Below are 15950 nucleotides of genomic sequence, written 5' to 3'. Positions count from 1 at the left end.
TGGCTCGCAGGGCCCGACGCGGGCGGCCATGCAGGAGTTTACAGACAGTAGCGTAGGAGTTTTAGAGGGAAATGGCTTTTTGGCGTCAGAATTCTGTATGCCGCGCAGCAGTGCCCGCGGAATCCGCAGGCGGCGGACTCCATGGGCAGTATCAGGTATCAGGCGGCTTCTTTGGTGCTGGCAGTGGTGAGGATGGTCAGCAGGGTTTGGGCTTGCTCGGCAGCGTCCCGGCCAAGACTCGTCAGGTAGCCCCCGTCCGGTTGGTCGATCAGCCCTTTGGCATGGAGGCGCTTGGCAGCGGCGATGGCAGTGGGGGCGGCAGTCTGATGGACTTTCAAGCCTTCCTTGGTGCTGTCCAAGGGGAAGAGTACAAGGATTTCCAGTTCGGCAACCAACTCAGGGGTATACGACATAAGGACTCCAGACTTTCTAAAATTTATTAGAGGCTAGCAGGCCATAAGGTGAACGCACTTTGCCGAACTGTCCAGCGTGTTGCTGCGTGCCGGGGTTATTCCTTTTCCGGCGGCAGCTCGGGCAGTGCCCGCAGTGCCGTTTCATACCACTCGGTATTGAAGGCGCGGTCATCTTCGAGCATGGCATCGATCTCGAACGCCAGCACGTGAGCCATCAGATTCAGGATATCTTCGCGCTCGTAACCCACCAGGGTCAGTTTGTTGAACGTAGCCTTGGCCGCTGGCGGGTTATCGCTCTCGATCTGGTTCTCGATGGCTTCGATCAGCGTGGTCTCGGTGAATTCTTCTTCGTCGTTGTCGATATCGGTCGGCTCGCTCATGGCAGGCTCCTCAAGGAAAGGGCGTCAGTCTACCCCCATTCAGGTGGGTGATGCTGCTGGTCAGGGTGCCCTCAAGGATCTATAACTCTTGCAGCCAACCCCACACCCGGCCTGGAGGCTTTGCGATGCTCAAGCTTTACGGATTTCGGTCAGCAACTACTACAACATGGTCAAGCTGGCGCTGTTGGAGAAAGGACTGCCCTTCGAAGAAGTGCCTTTTTACGCCGGGCAAACCCCCGAAGCTTTGGCGGTCAGCCCCCGCGGCAAAGTGCCGGTGCTGGGTGTGAAGCAGGGGTTCATCAACGAAACCAGCGTCATCCTCGAATACCTCGAGCAGAGCCAGGAAGGCCCGGCGCTGTTGCCCGCCGACCCGTTTGCGCGGGCTCAGGTGTTGGCGTTGTGCCGTGAGATCGAGCTGTACATCGAACTGCCTGCGCGGGCGTGTTACGCCGAGGCTTTTTTCGGCATGACGGTGCCGGAGGCGATCAAGGAAAAATCCAGGGCCGAGCTGCTGCTTGGGATGGGTACGTTAGGCCGGCACGGTAAGTTTGCGCCTTATGTGGCAGGTGAGAGCTTCACCCTCGCGGACCTGTATTTCATGTACAGCCTCAGCCTGGCCTGCGGTGTGGGCGAAAAGCTGTTTGGGCTGGACCTGCTGGAGCAGTTGCCGAAGGCGAAGGCATTGTTGGCGCGCCTGAATGAGATGCCCAATGCGCAGAAGGTAGAGGCGGACAGGCAGGCGGCGATGCCGGCGTTCATGGCGATGATTGCGGCCAAGAAATAGAGTCGCTTTTGTGGCGAGGGAGCTTGCTCCCGCTGGAGTGCGAAGCGCTCCCAAGATTTTGGGGCCGCTGCGCAGCCCAGCGGGAGCAAGCTCCCTCGCCACAGTTTTAGCGGCTGGCGAGCAATTCTTTGCCGCGCACGACCGCTGCCTTGACCTGTGCCGGCGCAGTGCCGCCCACATGGTTACGGGCATTCACCGAGCCTTCCAGGGTCAGCACGGCAAACACATCCTGCTCGATCTGGTCGCTGAACTGGCGCAGTTCTTCCAGGCTCATTTCCGCAAGGTCCTTGCCGGTGTCCACACCGTACTTCACGGCGTGGCCAACGATTTCGTGGCAGTCACGGAACGGCAGGCCACGGCGCACCAGGTAGTCCGCCAGGTCGGTCGCGGTGGAGAATCCGCGCAGTGCCGCTTCACGCATGATCGCGTGCTTGGGCTTGATCGCCGGGATCATGTCGGCAAAGGCGCGCAGCGAGTCGCGCAGGGTGTCGGCGGCGTCGAAGAGCGGTTCCTTGTCTTCCTGGTTGTCCTTGTTGTAGGCCAGTGGTTGGCCTTTCATCAGGGTCAGCAGGCCCATCAGCGCGCCAAACACACGGCCGCTCTTGCCACGCACCAGCTCTGGCACGTCGGGGTTTTTCTTTTGCGGCATGATCGAGCTGCCGGTGCAGAAGCGGTCTGGCAGGTCGATGAACTGGAATTGCGCGCTGGTCCATAGCACCAGCTCTTCGGAGAAGCGCGACAGGTGCATCATCGCGATGCTGGCTGCGGCGCAGAATTCAATGGCGAAGTCACGGTCCGACACGCCGTCCAAAGAATTGCCGCCCACGGCGTCAAAGCCCAGCAGTTGTGCGGTGTACTCACGGTCGATCGGGTAGGTGGTGCCGGCCAGTGCAGCGCTGCCCAGCGGCATGCGGTTGGCGCGCTTGCGGCAATCGACCAGGCGTTCGTAGTCGCGGCTGAGCATTTCGAACCAGGCCAGCAGGTGGTGGCCGAAGGTCACGGGTTGTGCGGTCTGCAGGTGGGTGAAGCCGGGCATGATGGTGTCCGATTCACGCTCGGCCTGCTCCAGCAAGCCTTTTTGCAGGCGGGTGATTTCGCCCAGGATCAGGTCGATCTCATCGCGCAGCCATAGGCGGATATCGGTGGCGACCTGGTCGTTACGGCTACGGCCGGTGTGCAGTTTTTTGCCGGTCACGCCGATGCGATCAGTGAGGCGTGCCTCGATGTTCATGTGCACGTCTTCGAGGTCTACGCGCCAGTCGAACGTCCCTGCCTCGATCTCACCGCGGATGGTGGTCAGGCCGTCGATAATGCTGTCACGCTCGGCGTCGGTCAGCACGCCGACCTTGGCCAGCATCGTAGCGTGGGCGATGGAGCCCATGATGTCGTGGCGGTACAGGCGTTGATCGAAGGTGACGGAGGCGGTGAAGCGCGCGACGAAGGCGTCGACGGGTTCACTGAAGCGGCCGCCCCAGGACTGGTTGGTCTTGTCGGTGCTCATGGATTCGCTCGTGATCTGCTTAAAAGAGGCATGAAGGTGTGCAGGCGATCATAACAGGGTTGCCCGTGGAGGCGGTGCTGCGGGTGGTCGGCAATTTTTTTGTGTAAGAGATGGCTAAGTGCCTTGCCGCCGACCGCATCCAGGACGAGACTGGTGACAGGTACTTATTGAAACGATATTTGACGATTGAGCAATGTCGCCTCACTGAGCGTCTACAGTTGGACTGATAGTGTGTGAATGCACCAAAGTCGGGTGATGCGGTCATAACCAGACTATCCATTAAACAGGGGGGTATTCGGATTGTTTATCAGTGAACCCTACGACGATGCCCGAATGCAGCGGGTCTTGGGCGCTATTGAACAGGTCCGGGTAAATTTGGGTGCCATTCTCAGGGCACTTTTTGCCGCTCGCGCTAGTCTTAGCGTGGATCGCTGTGACGTCAGTCACCGCACCTGTCTACGCTATCCTTGTGCGAGACTCACGCAGGAATCCAGCGCAATATGAATGTCCTGATCGTTGATGACGAACCCCAAGCCCGCGAGCGACTGAGCCGTCTGGTCAGTGAACTTGAGGGTTATTCAGTCCTTGAACCGAGTGCCACCAGTGGCGAGGAGGCGTTGACGCTGATCGACAGCCACAAGCCCGATGTAGTGCTGCTCGATATCCGGATGCCGGGCTTTGATGGCCTGCAGGTCGCCGCCCGCCTGAGCGAACGCGAATCGCCGCCTGCCGTGGTGTTGTGTGCGGCGCAGGATGAGTTTTCTGCACAGGCGCTGGAAGACAGCGGTGTCAGTTTTCTCGTCAAGCCGGCCACTGCTGAAGCCTTGCTCAAAGCTTTGAAAAAAGCCGAGCGTCCCAGCCGCGCCCAACTGGCTGCCTTGACGCAACCGGCTGCGCAAAGTGGTAACGGGCCACGCAGCCATATCAGCGCGCGTACCCGCAAGGGCATCGAACTGATCCCACTCGGCCAGGTGGTCTACTTTATTGCCGATCACAAATACGTGACCTTGCGCCACGAGACCGGTGAAGTGTTGCTCGATGAGCCGCTCAAGGCGCTTGAAGACGAGTTTGGCGAGCGTTTCGTGCGCATTCATCGCAACGCGCTGGTCGCCCGTGAACGCATCGAGCGGCTGCAGCGCACGCCCCTGGGGCACTTTCAGCTATTCCTGAAGGGGCTCAATGGCGATGCGTTGATCGTCAGCCGACGCCATGTCGCTGGCGTGCGCAAAATGATGCAGCAGCTTTAGCCCAAGGGCTGCGGCGCGGTCTGCATTCCTTATCCCGGTGCGACGTGGCCAGGGAGGCCCCGCACTTGCTGATTCAAATCAAAGCGTATTTGCCTGAGCTGTTATTATCCGCCGTATCTATTCAGTACGGATTGATCCATGTCCTCTCGCGAAATCCGCATCGCCACCCGTAAAAGCGCCTTGGCCTTGTGGCAGGCCGAATACGTCAAAGCACGCCTTGAGCAGGCCCATCCCGGCCTCAAGGTCTCCCTGGTGCCCATGGTCAGTCGCGGCGACAAGCTGCTGGACTCGCCGCTGTCGAAAATCGGCGGCAAGGGCCTGTTCGTCAAGGAATTGGAAACTGCGCTGCTGGAGAACGAAGCCGACATCGCCGTGCATTCGATGAAAGACGTGCCCATGGACTTCCCTGAAGGCCTGGGCCTTTTTTGTATCTGCGAGCGCGAAGACCCGCGCGACGCCTTCGTTTCCAACACCTTCGCGTCTCTGGACGAATTGCCGCCAGGCAGTATCGTCGGCACCTCCAGCCTGCGTCGCCAGGCCCAGTTGCTAACGCGGCGTCCCGACCTGCAGATCCGCTTTTTGCGTGGCAACGTCAACACGCGCCTGGCCAAGCTGGACGCCGGGGAATACGACGCGATCATCCTCGCCGCTGCCGGCCTGATCCGCCTGGGCTTTGAAGACCGCATCACCTCGGCCATCAGCGTCGAAGACAGCCTGCCAGCTGGCGGGCAGGGTGCAGTCGGCATCGAATGTCGCACCGCCGACAGCGAAATTCACGCACTGCTCAAGCCTCTCGATCACGCGGACACCGAAGTGCGTGTTACCGCCGAGCGTGCCTTGAACAAACACCTCAACGGTGGCTGCCAAGTGCCCATCGCCTGCTATGCCGTACTCGAAGGTGAGAACCTGTGGCTGCGTGGCCTGGTCGGTGATCCGGACGGCGGTAACCTGCTGACCGCCGAGGTGCGTGGGCCGCAGCGTGATGCCACGGCACTGGGGATTCAGGTTGCCGAGGAACTGCTGGAAAAAGGCGCGGGTGCCATTTTGCAAAAAGTCTATGGCGAGGCCGGCCCGCAGTGACCAAATGGCGAGTGCTGCTGACGCGGCCTGCCGAGGAGTCGACGGCCGTGGCGGCGTTATTGGCCAAGAGCGGCATTCACAGCAGCTGCCTGCCTTTGCTGGAGACCGAAGCCTTGCCGGTGACTGCTGAGCAACGCGCGGTATTCGGCGCGCTGCCGCGCTATTGCGCCGTCATCGTGGTGAGCAAGCCGGCTGCACGCCTGGCGTTGCAGCGGTTGGGGGACAGTGTGCCGCCAATGCCCTGGTTCAGTGTCGGCGCGGCGACGGCACAGATACTGGCCGATCATGGCCTCAAGGTTCACTATCCCGCCACTGGCGACGATAGCGAGGCCTTGCTTGAACTGCCCGCCTTGCGCGAGGCTATTGCACTGCCGGGCGGCCGGGTGTTGATCCTGCGCGGCGAGGGCGGGCGTGAGTTGCTGGCAGAGCGTTTACGCGAGCAAGGTGCTAGTGTCGATTACCTGGAATTGTATCGGCGTTTTCTTCCGGTGTATGAAAAGGGCGCGTTGATGCAACGCATCCAGTTGGAACGCTTGAACGGCCTGGTGGTCAGCAGTGGGCAGGGTTTTTTACACCTGCACGCTTCAGCCGGCCCCGATTGGCCAGAGGTGGCACAGCTGCCGTTGTTCGTGCCCAGCCCGCGTGTATATGAAATGGCGCGGGCGGCGGGTGCAGAAAAAGTTGTGGATTGTCGCGGCGCGAGTGCCGCGGCTTTGTTAGTGGCGTTAGGGAGCTATCCCGTTCCCACTCTCTGATACGCAAAGGACGGATACGTGAGCGAAACAGCCTTGCCTAAAGATGAAGCTCAGCCCGCGCTTGATGCGCCGGTCGAGACACCGGTCAGCGCGCCACGCCGTGGCAATGGCCTGGCCGTCGTCGCCTTGCTGTTGGGCGCTGCGGGCGTAGCCGCCGGCGGCTGGGGGATCTGGCAGGTCCGTGCCCTGCAAGCCAGCAGCCAGCACCAACTGGGCCAGGTGCAGATCCTGGATGACCAGTCCCAGAGCCTCAAGCAAGGCCAGCAACAGCTGGCCGCCCGCCTGGCGCAGTTGCCGGGTGCGGATGAGCTGGAAGAGCGTCGCCGCCTGGTCACGCAGTTGCAGGGAGATCAGCAGCGCCTCAACCAGCGTCTGGAAACCGTGTTGGGTGCCAGCCGCAAGGACTGGCGCCTGGCCGAGGCCGAGCATCTGATCCGTCTGGCCAGCTTGCGTTTGTCCGCCTTGCAAGACATTAACAGCGCCCAGTCGCTGGTCCAGGGTGCCGACGAGATTCTTCGCGAACAGAGCGACCCAGGGGCTTTCGCGGCACGGGAGCAATTGGCCAAGAGCCTGGCCGCGCTGCGCAGCACCGAGCAACCGGACCGTACCGGCCTGTACCTGCAATTGGCTGCCTTGCGTGACCAGGTGGTGCAACTGGCGGCGATTGCCCCGGAGTATCAGCTCACGGAGCCTGCTTCTCAGGGGCGCCCCACCAGCGATACGCAGAACCAGTTGAGCCAGTGGTGGGAGCAGATCTCCCGTTATTTCCGCATTGACTTCAACCCGGATGACAACATCCGTCCCTTGCTGGCAGGCCAAGGCCTGAACCAAGTGCGCCTGGCCTTGAGCCTGGCACTGGAGCAAGCCCAATGGGCTGCGCTTAACGGCGAGGCGGCCGTCTACAGCCGCTCGTTGGGGGAAGCGCGCAGCGTGTTGCAGGACAACTTCAACCAGGACAACCCGCAGAGCAAGGCGATGCTGGCGCGCATTGCCGAGCTTGAGCCCAAGGCCGTGTCCGTGGTCACGCCTGACCTGGCCGCGAGCCTGGCCGCTGTGCAGGCGTACCTTGAGCGTCGTCATCTGTCGGCCGACGAAGCCAAGGCCGCGGCTGGCAAACCGGCGACCCAGGAGTAGAGCTGATGAAGCGTTTCTATGTGATCCTGGTGCTCGCAATTGCGCTCGCCCTGGCCCTGGGTGTAGGCATTTCGAAGCACACCGGCTACGTGTTGATTACCTATCCTCACCTGCTGCATTACGAATCAAGCCTGTGGGCGACATTGGTGGCGGTGTTTGCCATCGGCCTGGCGATTTATCTGGTCCGCGTGTTGTGGAGCCTGGTCACCACATCCGGTGGCGTGGTCAACCCCTGGTCACGGCGCAATCGCAGCCGCCGTGTTCAGATCGCTATCGAGCAAGGCCAGATGGACCTCGCCGAGGGACGTTGGGCCAGTGCGGAGCGCCACTTGCACCGCGCCGCCGAAGCAGAGCGTCAGCCGCTGCTGTATTACATCGGTGCCGCCCGTGCGGCTAATGAACAGGGCCGTTATGAGGAATCCGACGGCTTGCTGGAGCGCGCTCTGGAGCGCCAGCCCCAGGCCGAACTGGCCATTGCCTTGAGCCACGCGCAATTGCAGATGGATCGAGGTGATACGGAAGGCGCGCTGGTCACTCTTCAGGCGATGCATGAGCGTCACCCGCATAACGCGCAAGTGCTGCGACAACTGCAACGCCTGCATCAACAGCGTGGCGATTGGTCGTCTGTGATTCGCCTGCTGCCTGAGCTGCGCAAGGACAAAGTCTTGCCCGCCAATGAACTGGCCGAGCTGGAGCGTCGCGCCTGGGGCGAGAACCTGAGCCTGGCGGCCCAGCGTGAAGAGCAAGGCGAAGCAGGGTTGCAGTCCTTGGAACGCGCATGGGAGCAACTGACCACTGCCCAGCGCCAACAGCCACAACTGGTGTTGGCGTATGCCGACCAACTGCGTCGATTGGGCGCGGATGCCAAGGCCGAAGAAGTGCTGCGTGGTGCTCTCAAGCGCGGTTATGACAGCCACTTGATCCGGTTGTACGGCCTGTTGCGCGGCAGTGATCCTGCGCGCCAATTGAAGTTTGCCGAAGGCTGGCTCAAGGACCACCCAGGCGATGCCAGCCTGTTGCTGACGCTGGGCCGTCTGTGCCTGCAAAACAGTCTGTGGGGCAAGGCGCGGGATTATCTGGAAAGCAGCCTGCAAGTGCAGCGCAATCCCGAAGCCTGCGCCGAATTGGCTCGCCTGCTGGCCCAATTGGGCGACACCGAGCGCAGCAACCAGCTGTTTCAGGAAGGCTTGGGATTGCTCGACAATCGCCTGCTGTCTTCGCCGCTGCCGGTGCCTGCGCGAGCTTGAAGTAGGAAAGGGTGAGTGGGTTGGCTCGGACCGATCCGACACCCGCTCCTTCAACGCTTGAAAACACTCGGTTTAACTGGCCTTGTTACTAATTCCTACTTGTTGTAACTGAATTTCCTCGGGCCCGTGGCGGGATGTCCTTATGTTTTCGAGGAAATGTCTGCTCTAGGGCGTATTGAAAGGGGTCGGGCCTTTCCTCTACCGTAGCGACCTATCTCTTGCAGTGCGGATAAACAATGTCTTTGGCCCCTTTACGCTCTTTGTTTTTCCTGGCGTTCATGGCGGGTGCGCTGACGTTGGGCGCGTCTTTCTACCTTCAATACGGCGCGCTGCTACGACCTTGTTTTCTATGCCAGGTACAGCGCCTGTTCCTCGCGTCTTTTGCCTTGATCAACCTGATTGCCGCACTTCACAGACCTGGGCGTTCCGGCCATTGCCTCTACGGGCTGGCGAGCATGGCCTGTGCGTTGCTGGGCGCCATCACCGCAGGCAGGCAAGTGCTGTTGCAGAACAGGCCGGCAAGTCAGGTCGGGGATTGCTGGCCCAGCGTGCAGCACATGCTTGAAAACCTGTCTGTCTGGCAGGCAATGCGCTCGGTGTTCAATGGCACGGTCGATTGTGTCGAAATCAACTGGACGCTGTTTGACCTGAGCCTGCCTGAGTGGAGTCTGTTGTTCTTCGTGGCGATGCTGATCCTGGGGTTCATGCAGGTGTCACGGTTGTTGTTCGACAGGCATTTGCGCCTCGCAACGCCTTGAAAACAAGACTCAGGTTGTAGGAGCGGATTAAACACTTGTATGAACATTCTCTCCTGCGTACCTTGAAGCCATAGTCATGCGGGCATAATCTGGCCCGCACGCGTTATCCAAACCGCTTGTCAGACACGGCCTTGTCCGTCTGCTGCTTCATCCTTGAAGTGTTGCGCAGGTACAGAGCTGCGGCGCCCCAATAGGGAAGAGAGATCATCATGTTGGAAAGTTGTCAGAATGCTCAGGAACGCTGGGGTGGGGTGCATAAGCTGATCGATAGATGGCTGTTGGAGCGCCACGAACTGATTCAGGCCTATGACACTCTTGGTGCCCATCCCGATGCATTGGCTGAGAAGCAAAAGCCTCTGCAAGAATTCTGCGGGTCTTTGGTGGACTACGTGTCTGCGGGTCATTTTGAGGTTTATGAGCAACTGACCGGCGAAGCGAAAGCCTTCAATGACAAGCGCGGATTGGAATTGGCCGAAACCCTTTACCCGCGCATTGATGTGATCACCGAGAAGCTGCTGGCCTTCAATGATCTGTGTGATGAAGGCAAGTGTGTTGCTGAAAAATTCAAGGAGCTCGGCGGTCTGCTCCATGAGCGTTTCGAGTTGGAAGATTGCCTGATCGAAGTGTTGCACACGGCCCACAAACAAAAGGCTGCTGTCCAGGCCTGACCCTCGGCGGGGAGATACAAAACGGTGCGCATGTCGCACCGTTTTTTTATGGGTCAGTGGCGAGTGCCGAGTAGTTCGATCTCGAACACCAGCGGCGTATAGGGGGGGATCAACTCACCTGCGCCGTCTGCGCCATAGGCCTGGGCTGAAGGAATCACCAGACGCCATTTCGCACCCACCGGCATCTGTTGCAATGCACTGCTCCAACCGCTGATCACGCTGTTGAGGCGAAACCATTGCGGTTGCGTACTTTTGTCGAAGACAGTTCCATCAGGCAGTCGGCCCACGTATTTAACCTGCACTTCATCGCTGGCCAACGGCTTGTCGCCAGTGCCCGCTACCAGCTCGGTGAGCAGGATCCCATCGGCCAACTGACGAACCCCGACGGTGGCTTTTTCCTTTGAGAGAAATTGCTGCTCGGCAGCGAGTGCTTTTTCGCTTTGAGGTCGTTGGGCGTCGGCGGCGTTCTGCGCTTCGTGCTGTGCGAGGATCTGTTCGATGCGCGCGTTATCCAGCGCCAGTGGTTTGCCCTGGTAGGCTTGCTTGAGTCCGTCGAGCAGAGCCTGTATCTGCAGGTCGGGGACTTCCTGGCGCAACCGTTCGCCAAGGCTTGCGCCCAGGCTATAGGCAAGATCGTGTGGGGTTGCGGCGGTGGTGTTTGAAGAGGGTTGCTCGCTTGCATCGGCCACGCAGATCGCCAAGCCGAACACTAGAAAAAGGTAACGCGACATGGGCATTCTCCCGGCGAAAGTGCGACGGATTATGCCAGTGCGGCTGCGTAAAAAGTGACGTGGTTTTCCGTTATATCGATAAGAATTTTCGCACGTTGCAACGCAACGCAAACGATACTGTCAACATGCCCTAGCGGCGGTAAGAGCAGAGGGCTAGTATGAGCCGCACCCACGTCAGCCAGGAGGTAAACCATGTCGGCCAAACAGAAGCCTGTAAATACCCCGTTGCACTTGCTCCAACAACTTTCGGGCAGCCTGCTCGAACATCTGGAAAGCGCGTGCTCCCAAGCCTTGGCTGATGCAGAAAAACTGCTCGCCAAACTGGAAAAGCAACGCGGTAAAGCGCAAGAAAAACTGCACAAGTCCCGCACCAAACTGCAAGACGCCGCCACTGCCGGCAAGTCCAAGGCGCAAGCCAAAGCCAAAGGCGCGGTCAAAGAACTTGAAGAGCTGCTGGATGCTCTCAAGGATCGCCAAGCCGAAACCCGCAGCTACATTTCCCAACTCAAAAAAGACGCTCAAGAAAGCCTGAAATTGGCCCAAGGCGTTGGCCGTGTGAAGGAAGCCGTAGCTAAGGCACTGGGTGCTCGTACGCCTGCAAAAGTAGCCGCGAAGCCAGCCGCTAAAACTGCTGCCAAACCAGCCGCTAAAACCGCTGCTTCCAAACCAGCCGCCAAGCCAGCCGCTAAAACCGCTGCTTCCAAACCAGCCGCCAAACCAGCCGCCAAGCCGGCTGCTAAAACTGCTGCTGCCAAACCAGCCGCTAAGCCAACTGCTAAAACTGCTGCTGCCAAACCAGCCGCTAAGCCAACTGCTAAAACTGCTGCTGCCAAACCAGCCGCGAAGCCAGCCGCTAAAACTGCTGCTGCCAAACCAGCCGCCAAGCCAGCTGCTAAAACTGCTGCTGCCAAACCAGCCGCGAAGCCAGCCGCTAAAACTGCTGCTGCCAAACCAGCCGCTAAGCCAGCTGCTAAAACTGCTGCTGCCAAACCAGCCGCTAAGCCAGCTGCTAAAACTACTGCTGCCAAACCAGCCGCTAAGCCAGCCGCTAAAACTGCTGCTGCCAAGCCAGCCGCGAAGCCAGCTGCTAAACCTGCTGCTGCCAAACCAGCTGCCAAGCCAGTCGCTAAAACGGCAGTTGCCAAACCGGCCGCTAAACCCGCTGCTGCCAAACCAGCCGCTAAGCCAACTGCTAAACCTGCTGCCGCCAAACCGGCCGCGAAGCCCGCTGCCAAGCCAGCGCCCGCAAAGCCAGCTACTCCAGCAGCACCCACTGCTACTCCGGCAGCAGCCACCGCTCCAACTGCATCGGCCAGCAGCACCCCTGCACCGGTAGCGCCAAGCACCACCCCAACCAGCGCTTCCTAAGTATTGGTGGCCATGGCGCGCAATTGCAGCAGCGCGTCGTGGTCAAGGTTGGCGGCTTCGGTCGCCAGGCCTTCAAGCCATTCTTGCTGACCCGGCACCTCATTGATCGGCCACGCCTGCGCCAGCGCTTCCAAGCGCGCCAGCAGCGTTCTTTCGGCCTCCAGTTCCAGCGTCTTGACCTGCTCTCGTAGCAATGCCAATTGCGCATCCTGCTGGGCCAAGGCTCGCCATTGCCCGCGCATTTGTCGCAAGGGTTCGACAACCTGCACCCGCCACGGCTGGGCAATCTGCTGCAGTGCCTGAACGCGTTCGGGCTTATATGCCACACCTCGCCATTCCAGCCACGCACCACACAACAACAGGCACACGTCTGCCCCTTGCTCCTGCAAGCGCAGGCAAGCGGCCTCCACGCCCGGGCGGGCGTAGGTCGAAAGGGCGAAGCTCCACAGGTCAGCGCACATATTCACACCCAAGCCAGCGGCCAACGAAGCTGGTAGACTCCGCCGCCATTATGATCCGACTTCAAAGCCTAACATTACAGCGTGGCCCGCAACGTCTTCTCGAAGACGCCGAGCTGACCCTGCACGCCGGTCACAAAGCCGGCCTGATCGGAGCCAATGGCGCCGGCAAATCCACGTTGTTCGCCTTGTTGCTGGGTGAGCTGACCCCGGATTCGGGGGACTGCCTGCTGCCGGCCGACTGGCGCATTGCTCATATGCGCCAGGAGATCGACACCCTGGACCGTATCGCCATCGACTACGTGCTCGATGGCGACCTGCGCCTGCGCCAGGTGCAGCACGACCTGGCTGAGGCCGAAAAAGCCCAGGACGGTGCCGCACAGGCGCGCCTGCACTCGGAGCTGGACAGCGCCGACGGCTATACCGCCGACGCCCGTGCTCGCAAGATGCTCGCCGGCCTTGGGTTTACCAACGAACAGATGGACCGTCCGGTCGCGGACTTCTCCGGTGGCTGGCGCATGCGCCTGAACCTGGCCCAAGCGCTGATGTGCCCCTCGGACCTGCTACTGCTCGACGAACCGACCAACCACTTGGATCTCGATGCGATCCTGTGGCTGGAAGACTTCCTCAAGAGTTACCAGGGCACCTTGCTGCTGATTTCCCACGACCGGGATTTCCTCGACGCCGTGGTCGATAACATCGCCCATGTCGAACAGAAGAAAATCACCCTTTACCGTGGCGGCTATACCGCGTTCGAACGCGCGCGTGCCGAACGCCTGGCCCAGCAGCAACAGGCCTTTGAAAAGCAACAGGCGCAACGTGCGCACATGGAAAGCTACATCGCAAGGTTCAAGGCCCAGGCTACCAAGGCCCGCCAGGCCCAGAGCCGGATCAAGGCCCTGGAACGCATGGAAGAGCTGTCGGCGGCCCACGTCGATTCGCCGTTCGACTTTGTCTTCCGTGAGTCGGTGAAGATCTCCAGCCCGCTGTTGGACCTCTCGGACGCTCGCCTTGGCTATGGCGACAAAACCATCCTTGAGAAGGTCAAGCTGCAGCTCACGCCGGGCGCACGCATCGGTTTGCTCGGCCCGAACGGTGCAGGCAAGTCGACACTGATCAAGAACCTCTCGGGTGAGCTTGAGCCGCTGGCCGGCCGCCTGACCCGTGGCGAGAACACGGTGGTGGGTTACTTCGCCCAGCACCAACTGGACTCGCTGGACGCCAAGGCAAGCCCGTTGTTGCACCTGCAACGTCTGGCGCCGACCGAGCGCGAGCAGACCCTGCGCGACTTCCTTGGCGGTTTCGACTTCCGTGGCGCGCGCATTGACGAACCTGTGCTGAATTTCTCCGGTGGCGAAAAAGCCCGACTGGCCCTGGCCCTGATCGCGTGGGATCGCCCGAACCTGTTGCTGCTCGACGAACCGACCAACCACCTGGACCTGGAAATGCGCCTGGCGCTGACCATGGCCCTGCAGGAGTTCAGCGGTGCAGTATTGGTGGTGTCTCACGACCGTCACCTGCTCAAGAGCACTACCGACAATTTCCTGCTGGTCGCCGACGGCAAGGTCGAAGAGTTCGACGGCGACCTGGACGACTACGCGCGCTGGCTGACGGAATACCGCCTGCGCAATGCGCCGGCCAGCAACACGCCGGTCAACCCGGACAAGACTGACAAGAAAGCCCAGCGCCAGGCCGCCGCCGCGCTGCGCCAGCAGTTGGCGCCGCACAAGCGTGAGGCCGACAAGCTGGAAGCCGAACTGGGCAAGGTGCATGAGCGCCTGGCCAAGATCGAGGCCAGCCTGGGCGACAGCGCCGTGTATGAGGCGGCGCGCAAGGACGAGCTGCGTGACCTGCTGGCCGAACAGGCCAAGCTCAAGGTGCGCGAGGGGCAACTGGAGGAAACCTGGATGGAGGCCCTCGAATTGCTCGAAACCCTGCAAGCGGAGCTGGAGGCGCTGTCCTGATGGAAGCGTTGCAATTGCCAGTCCCGGTGCAATGGATCGAGCCCATCTGGATTGGCGTGCAAATCCTGCTGATCCTGCTGGCCGGCTACCTGGCCCAGCGCTTTGTCGCCAAAGGCCTGACACGCCTGGGTGAGCGCTACCCGCTCCCGCCGCAATTGCTGATGCCCCTGCGCGGCGGCTTGCGCTGGCTGATCATGGGCAGTGCACTGATCTTTGTATTGGGCCGCCTGGGTGTGTCGGCCACGGTGTTGTGGACGGCCCTGTCCGGCTTTGTCGCGGTGGCGGCCGTGGCGTTCTTCGCCATGTGGTCGGTGCTGTCCAACTTGCTGTGCGCGATCCTGATCTTTACCGTCGGGCCGTTTCGCCTGGGTGATATCGTCGAGCTGGTGGACACCGTCGACAAGCCGGGCGTGAAGGGCCGGGTCGTGGCGATCAACTTGCTCTACACCACGCTGATCGAAGTCGAGGAAGCCGGGACCAACAGCGCGATGGTGCAGGTGCCCAATAGTCTGTTCTTCCAGCGTTCGGTACGACGTTGGCCCGGGTCTGGCACCAACATCCTGTAGGAGCGAGCTTGCTCGCGAAGACCGTCAACGATAACGCAGCGCTTGCAGTCAGCCCGCATCGCCTGTGCATTTTTCGCGAGCAAGCTCGCTCCTGCAGAAATCTGTAGCCAGCCTTTGGTCGCTGGAGTTAGCTTAAGGCACAACCGCTAACTCCCTTGCGAGGTGTGCAATGGCTCTCGATACATGGCTGGCCTTTTTCCTGGCCAGTTGGATCATCTCCCTTTCTCCTGGCGCCGGTGCCATCGCCTCGATGTCCAGCGGCCTGCAATACGGTTTTGTGCGTGGCTACTGGAACGCCATTGGCCTGCAACTGGGCCTGGCGATGCAGATTGCTGTGGTCGCCGGTGGTTTGGGGGCCATTCTGGCGGCCTCGTCTACTGCGTTCTATGCGATCAAATGGTTCGGCGTGGCCTACCTCGTGTACCTTGCCATCAAGCAATGGCGCGCTTTGCCCATGGACATGACCGATGACGCCGCCGTACGCCCGATCGGCAAACCGATGGCGATGATGTTCCGCGGCTTTCTGGTCAACGCCAGCAACCCCAAGGCGTTGGTGTTCATGCTGGCGGTGCTGCCGCAGTTCGTGAACCCGCAGGCGCCGTTGTTGATCCAGTACCTGATCCTTGGTGCGACCATGATCAGCGTCGATATGATCGTGATGGCGGGCTACACAGGGTTGGCCTCGAAAGTCTTGCGCCTGTTGCGTACGCCTAAACAACAGAAACGTGTGAACCGCACCTTTGCTGGCTTGTTTGTCGGCGCTGCCGGTTTCCTTGCCAGCCTGCATCGCGCCACGGCCTGACCAAGCGACTGGCTCAAAAATGTGGGAGCGGGGGGGGGGGGGGGGGGGGGGGGGGGGGGGGGGGGGGGGGGGGGGGGGGGGGGGGGGGGGGGGG

At 60.7% G+C, this 15950-nt stretch carries 15 protein-coding genes and 2 pseudogenes; 12 read left to right on the top strand and 5 right to left on the bottom strand.

The window, feature by feature from the left end:
- Positions 1 to 158: 158 nt before the first annotated feature.
- On the bottom strand, positions 159 to 413 hold the full coding sequence (locus AC1RAC_RS09270; RefSeq protein ID WP_003195403.1) for a TIGR02647 family protein: 255 nt from the start codon (positions 411 to 413) through the stop codon (positions 159 to 161).
- A gap of 95 nt (positions 414 to 508) precedes the next feature.
- Positions 509 to 793, bottom strand: coding sequence for a hypothetical protein (locus tag AC1RAC_RS09265; RefSeq protein WP_014720450.1), 285 nt, complete (start codon positions 791 to 793; stop codon positions 509 to 511).
- A gap of 125 nt (positions 794 to 918) precedes the next feature.
- Between AC1RAC_RS09265 and AC1RAC_RS09260 the strand changes: the two are divergent.
- A pseudogene (locus tag AC1RAC_RS09260) lies at positions 919 to 1577 on the top strand (glutathione S-transferase family protein).
- Positions 1578 to 1683: 106 nt separating this feature from the next.
- Here the strand turns inward: AC1RAC_RS09260 and argH are convergent.
- Complete coding sequence (argH, locus tag AC1RAC_RS09255; RefSeq protein ID WP_003195396.1) at positions 1684 to 3078, bottom strand: argininosuccinate lyase; 1395 nt, start codon at positions 3076 to 3078, stop codon at positions 1684 to 1686.
- Positions 3079 to 3578: 500 nt separating this feature from the next.
- On the opposite strand from argH, the gene AC1RAC_RS09250 reads away from it, so the two are divergent.
- The 7 genes from AC1RAC_RS09250 to AC1RAC_RS09220 all read left to right on the top strand — a co-directional run bounded on the left by AC1RAC_RS09250 (position 3579) and on the right by AC1RAC_RS09220 (position 9967).
- Entirely contained in the window at positions 3579 to 4325 is a 747-nt protein-coding gene (locus AC1RAC_RS09250; RefSeq protein ID WP_034129045.1) for a LytR/AlgR family response regulator transcription factor, read from the top strand.
- Between the two features lie 138 nt (positions 4326 to 4463).
- Positions 4464 to 5405, top strand: a complete 942-nt coding sequence (hemC, locus tag AC1RAC_RS09245; protein ID WP_197900507.1) for a hydroxymethylbilane synthase — start codon at positions 4464 to 4466, stop codon at positions 5403 to 5405.
- The gene (locus tag AC1RAC_RS09240) at positions 5402 to 6160 is read left to right on the top strand and encodes a uroporphyrinogen-III synthase (RefSeq protein WP_054896010.1); all 759 of its coding nucleotides are present in this window, start codon (positions 5402 to 5404) and stop codon (positions 6158 to 6160) included. The genes hemC and AC1RAC_RS09240 overlap by 4 nt, the downstream gene beginning before the upstream one ends.
- A gap of 18 nt (positions 6161 to 6178) precedes the next feature.
- Positions 6179 to 7294, top strand: coding sequence for a uroporphyrinogen-III C-methyltransferase (locus AC1RAC_RS09235; protein ID WP_127880360.1), 1116 nt, complete (start codon positions 6179 to 6181; stop codon positions 7292 to 7294).
- A 5-nt stretch (positions 7295 to 7299) separates the two neighbouring features.
- Complete coding sequence (locus AC1RAC_RS09230) at positions 7300 to 8541, top strand: heme biosynthesis protein HemY (RefSeq protein WP_034129041.1); 1242 nt, start codon at positions 7300 to 7302, stop codon at positions 8539 to 8541.
- A gap of 236 nt (positions 8542 to 8777) precedes the next feature.
- Positions 8778 to 9299: a disulfide bond formation protein B gene (locus tag AC1RAC_RS09225; RefSeq protein ID WP_034129040.1), complete on the top strand. Its 522-nt coding sequence runs from the start codon at positions 8778 to 8780 to the stop codon at positions 9297 to 9299.
- 209 nt (positions 9300 to 9508) lie between these two features.
- Positions 9509 to 9967: an Rsd/AlgQ family anti-sigma factor gene (locus tag AC1RAC_RS09220; protein WP_034129039.1), complete on the top strand. Its 459-nt coding sequence runs from the start codon at positions 9509 to 9511 to the stop codon at positions 9965 to 9967.
- Positions 9968 to 10020: 53 nt separating this feature from the next.
- Here AC1RAC_RS09220 and AC1RAC_RS09215 read toward each other — a convergent pair whose 3' ends face one another.
- Entirely contained in the window at positions 10021 to 10698 is a 678-nt protein-coding gene (locus AC1RAC_RS09215; protein ID WP_181124097.1) for an FKBP-type peptidyl-prolyl cis-trans isomerase, read from the bottom strand.
- Positions 10699 to 10890: 192 nt separating this feature from the next.
- On the opposite strand from AC1RAC_RS09215, the pseudogene AC1RAC_RS09210 reads away from it, so the two are divergent.
- Positions 10891 to 11982: pseudogene (locus AC1RAC_RS09210) on the top strand (AlgP family protein); the annotation flags it as partial.
- An 80-nt stretch (positions 11983 to 12062) separates the two neighbouring features.
- Here AC1RAC_RS09210 and AC1RAC_RS09205 read toward each other — a convergent pair.
- The gene (locus tag AC1RAC_RS09205; protein ID WP_034129036.1) at positions 12063 to 12527 is read right to left on the bottom strand and encodes a TIGR02444 family protein; all 465 of its coding nucleotides are present in this window, start codon (positions 12525 to 12527) and stop codon (positions 12063 to 12065) included.
- A 50-nt stretch (positions 12528 to 12577) separates the two neighbouring features.
- Between AC1RAC_RS09205 and abc-f the strand changes: the two genes are divergently transcribed.
- The 3 genes from abc-f to AC1RAC_RS09190 all read left to right on the top strand — a co-directional run bounded on the left by abc-f (position 12578) and on the right by AC1RAC_RS09190 (position 15856).
- Positions 12578 to 14488, top strand: coding sequence for a ribosomal protection-like ABC-F family protein (gene abc-f / locus AC1RAC_RS09200; protein ID WP_014720438.1), 1911 nt, complete (start codon positions 12578 to 12580; stop codon positions 14486 to 14488).
- A complete protein-coding gene (locus AC1RAC_RS09195; protein ID WP_034129034.1) occupies positions 14488 to 15054 on the top strand; it encodes a mechanosensitive ion channel family protein in 567 nt (188 codons plus the stop codon). The genes abc-f and AC1RAC_RS09195 overlap by 1 nt, the downstream gene beginning before the upstream one ends.
- A 169-nt stretch (positions 15055 to 15223) precedes the next feature.
- Positions 15224 to 15856, top strand: coding sequence for a LysE family transporter (locus tag AC1RAC_RS09190; protein WP_005792425.1), 633 nt, complete (start codon positions 15224 to 15226; stop codon positions 15854 to 15856).
- Positions 15857 to 15950: the final 94 nt, after the last annotated feature.

The organism is Pseudomonas sp. GW823-FHT02F05, from assembly GCF_058797315.1.
The sequence above is the reverse complement of the archived record's forward strand: the minus strand, read 5'-3'. Positions and strand labels throughout refer to the sequence as shown.

Bases quoted from the DNA above. Each gene is read 5' to 3' on its own strand.
- AC1RAC_RS09270 (WP_003195403.1), bottom strand. From the start codon at position 413: ATGTCGTATACCCCTGAGTTGGTTGCCGAACTGGAAATCCTTGTACTC.
- AC1RAC_RS09265 (WP_014720450.1), bottom strand. From the start codon at position 793: ATGAGCGAGCCGACCGATATCGACAACGACGAAGAAGAATTCACCGAG.
- argH (WP_003195396.1), bottom strand. From the start codon at position 3,078: ATGAGCACCGACAAGACCAACCAGTCCTGGGGCGGCCGCTTCAGTGAA.
- AC1RAC_RS09250 (WP_034129045.1), top strand. From the start codon at position 3,579: ATGAATGTCCTGATCGTTGATGACGAACCCCAAGCCCGCGAGCGACTG.
- hemC (WP_197900507.1), top strand. From the start codon at position 4,464: ATGTCCTCTCGCGAAATCCGCATCGCCACCCGTAAAAGCGCCTTGGCC.
- AC1RAC_RS09230 (WP_034129041.1), top strand. From the start codon at position 7,300: ATGAAGCGTTTCTATGTGATCCTGGTGCTCGCAATTGCGCTCGCCCTG.
- AC1RAC_RS09225 (WP_034129040.1), top strand. From the start codon at position 8,778: ATGTCTTTGGCCCCTTTACGCTCTTTGTTTTTCCTGGCGTTCATGGCG.
- AC1RAC_RS09220 (WP_034129039.1), top strand. From the start codon at position 9,509: ATGTTGGAAAGTTGTCAGAATGCTCAGGAACGCTGGGGTGGGGTGCAT.
- AC1RAC_RS09215 (WP_181124097.1), bottom strand. From the start codon at position 10,698: ATGTCGCGTTACCTTTTTCTAGTGTTCGGCTTGGCGATCTGCGTGGCC.
- AC1RAC_RS09205 (WP_034129036.1), bottom strand. From the start codon at position 12,527: ATGTGCGCTGACCTGTGGAGCTTCGCCCTTTCGACCTACGCCCGCCCG.
- abc-f (WP_014720438.1), top strand. From the start codon at position 12,578: ATGATCCGACTTCAAAGCCTAACATTACAGCGTGGCCCGCAACGTCTT.
- AC1RAC_RS09195 (WP_034129034.1), top strand. From the start codon at position 14,488: ATGGAAGCGTTGCAATTGCCAGTCCCGGTGCAATGGATCGAGCCCATC.
- AC1RAC_RS09190 (WP_005792425.1), top strand. From the start codon at position 15,224: ATGGCTCTCGATACATGGCTGGCCTTTTTCCTGGCCAGTTGGATCATC.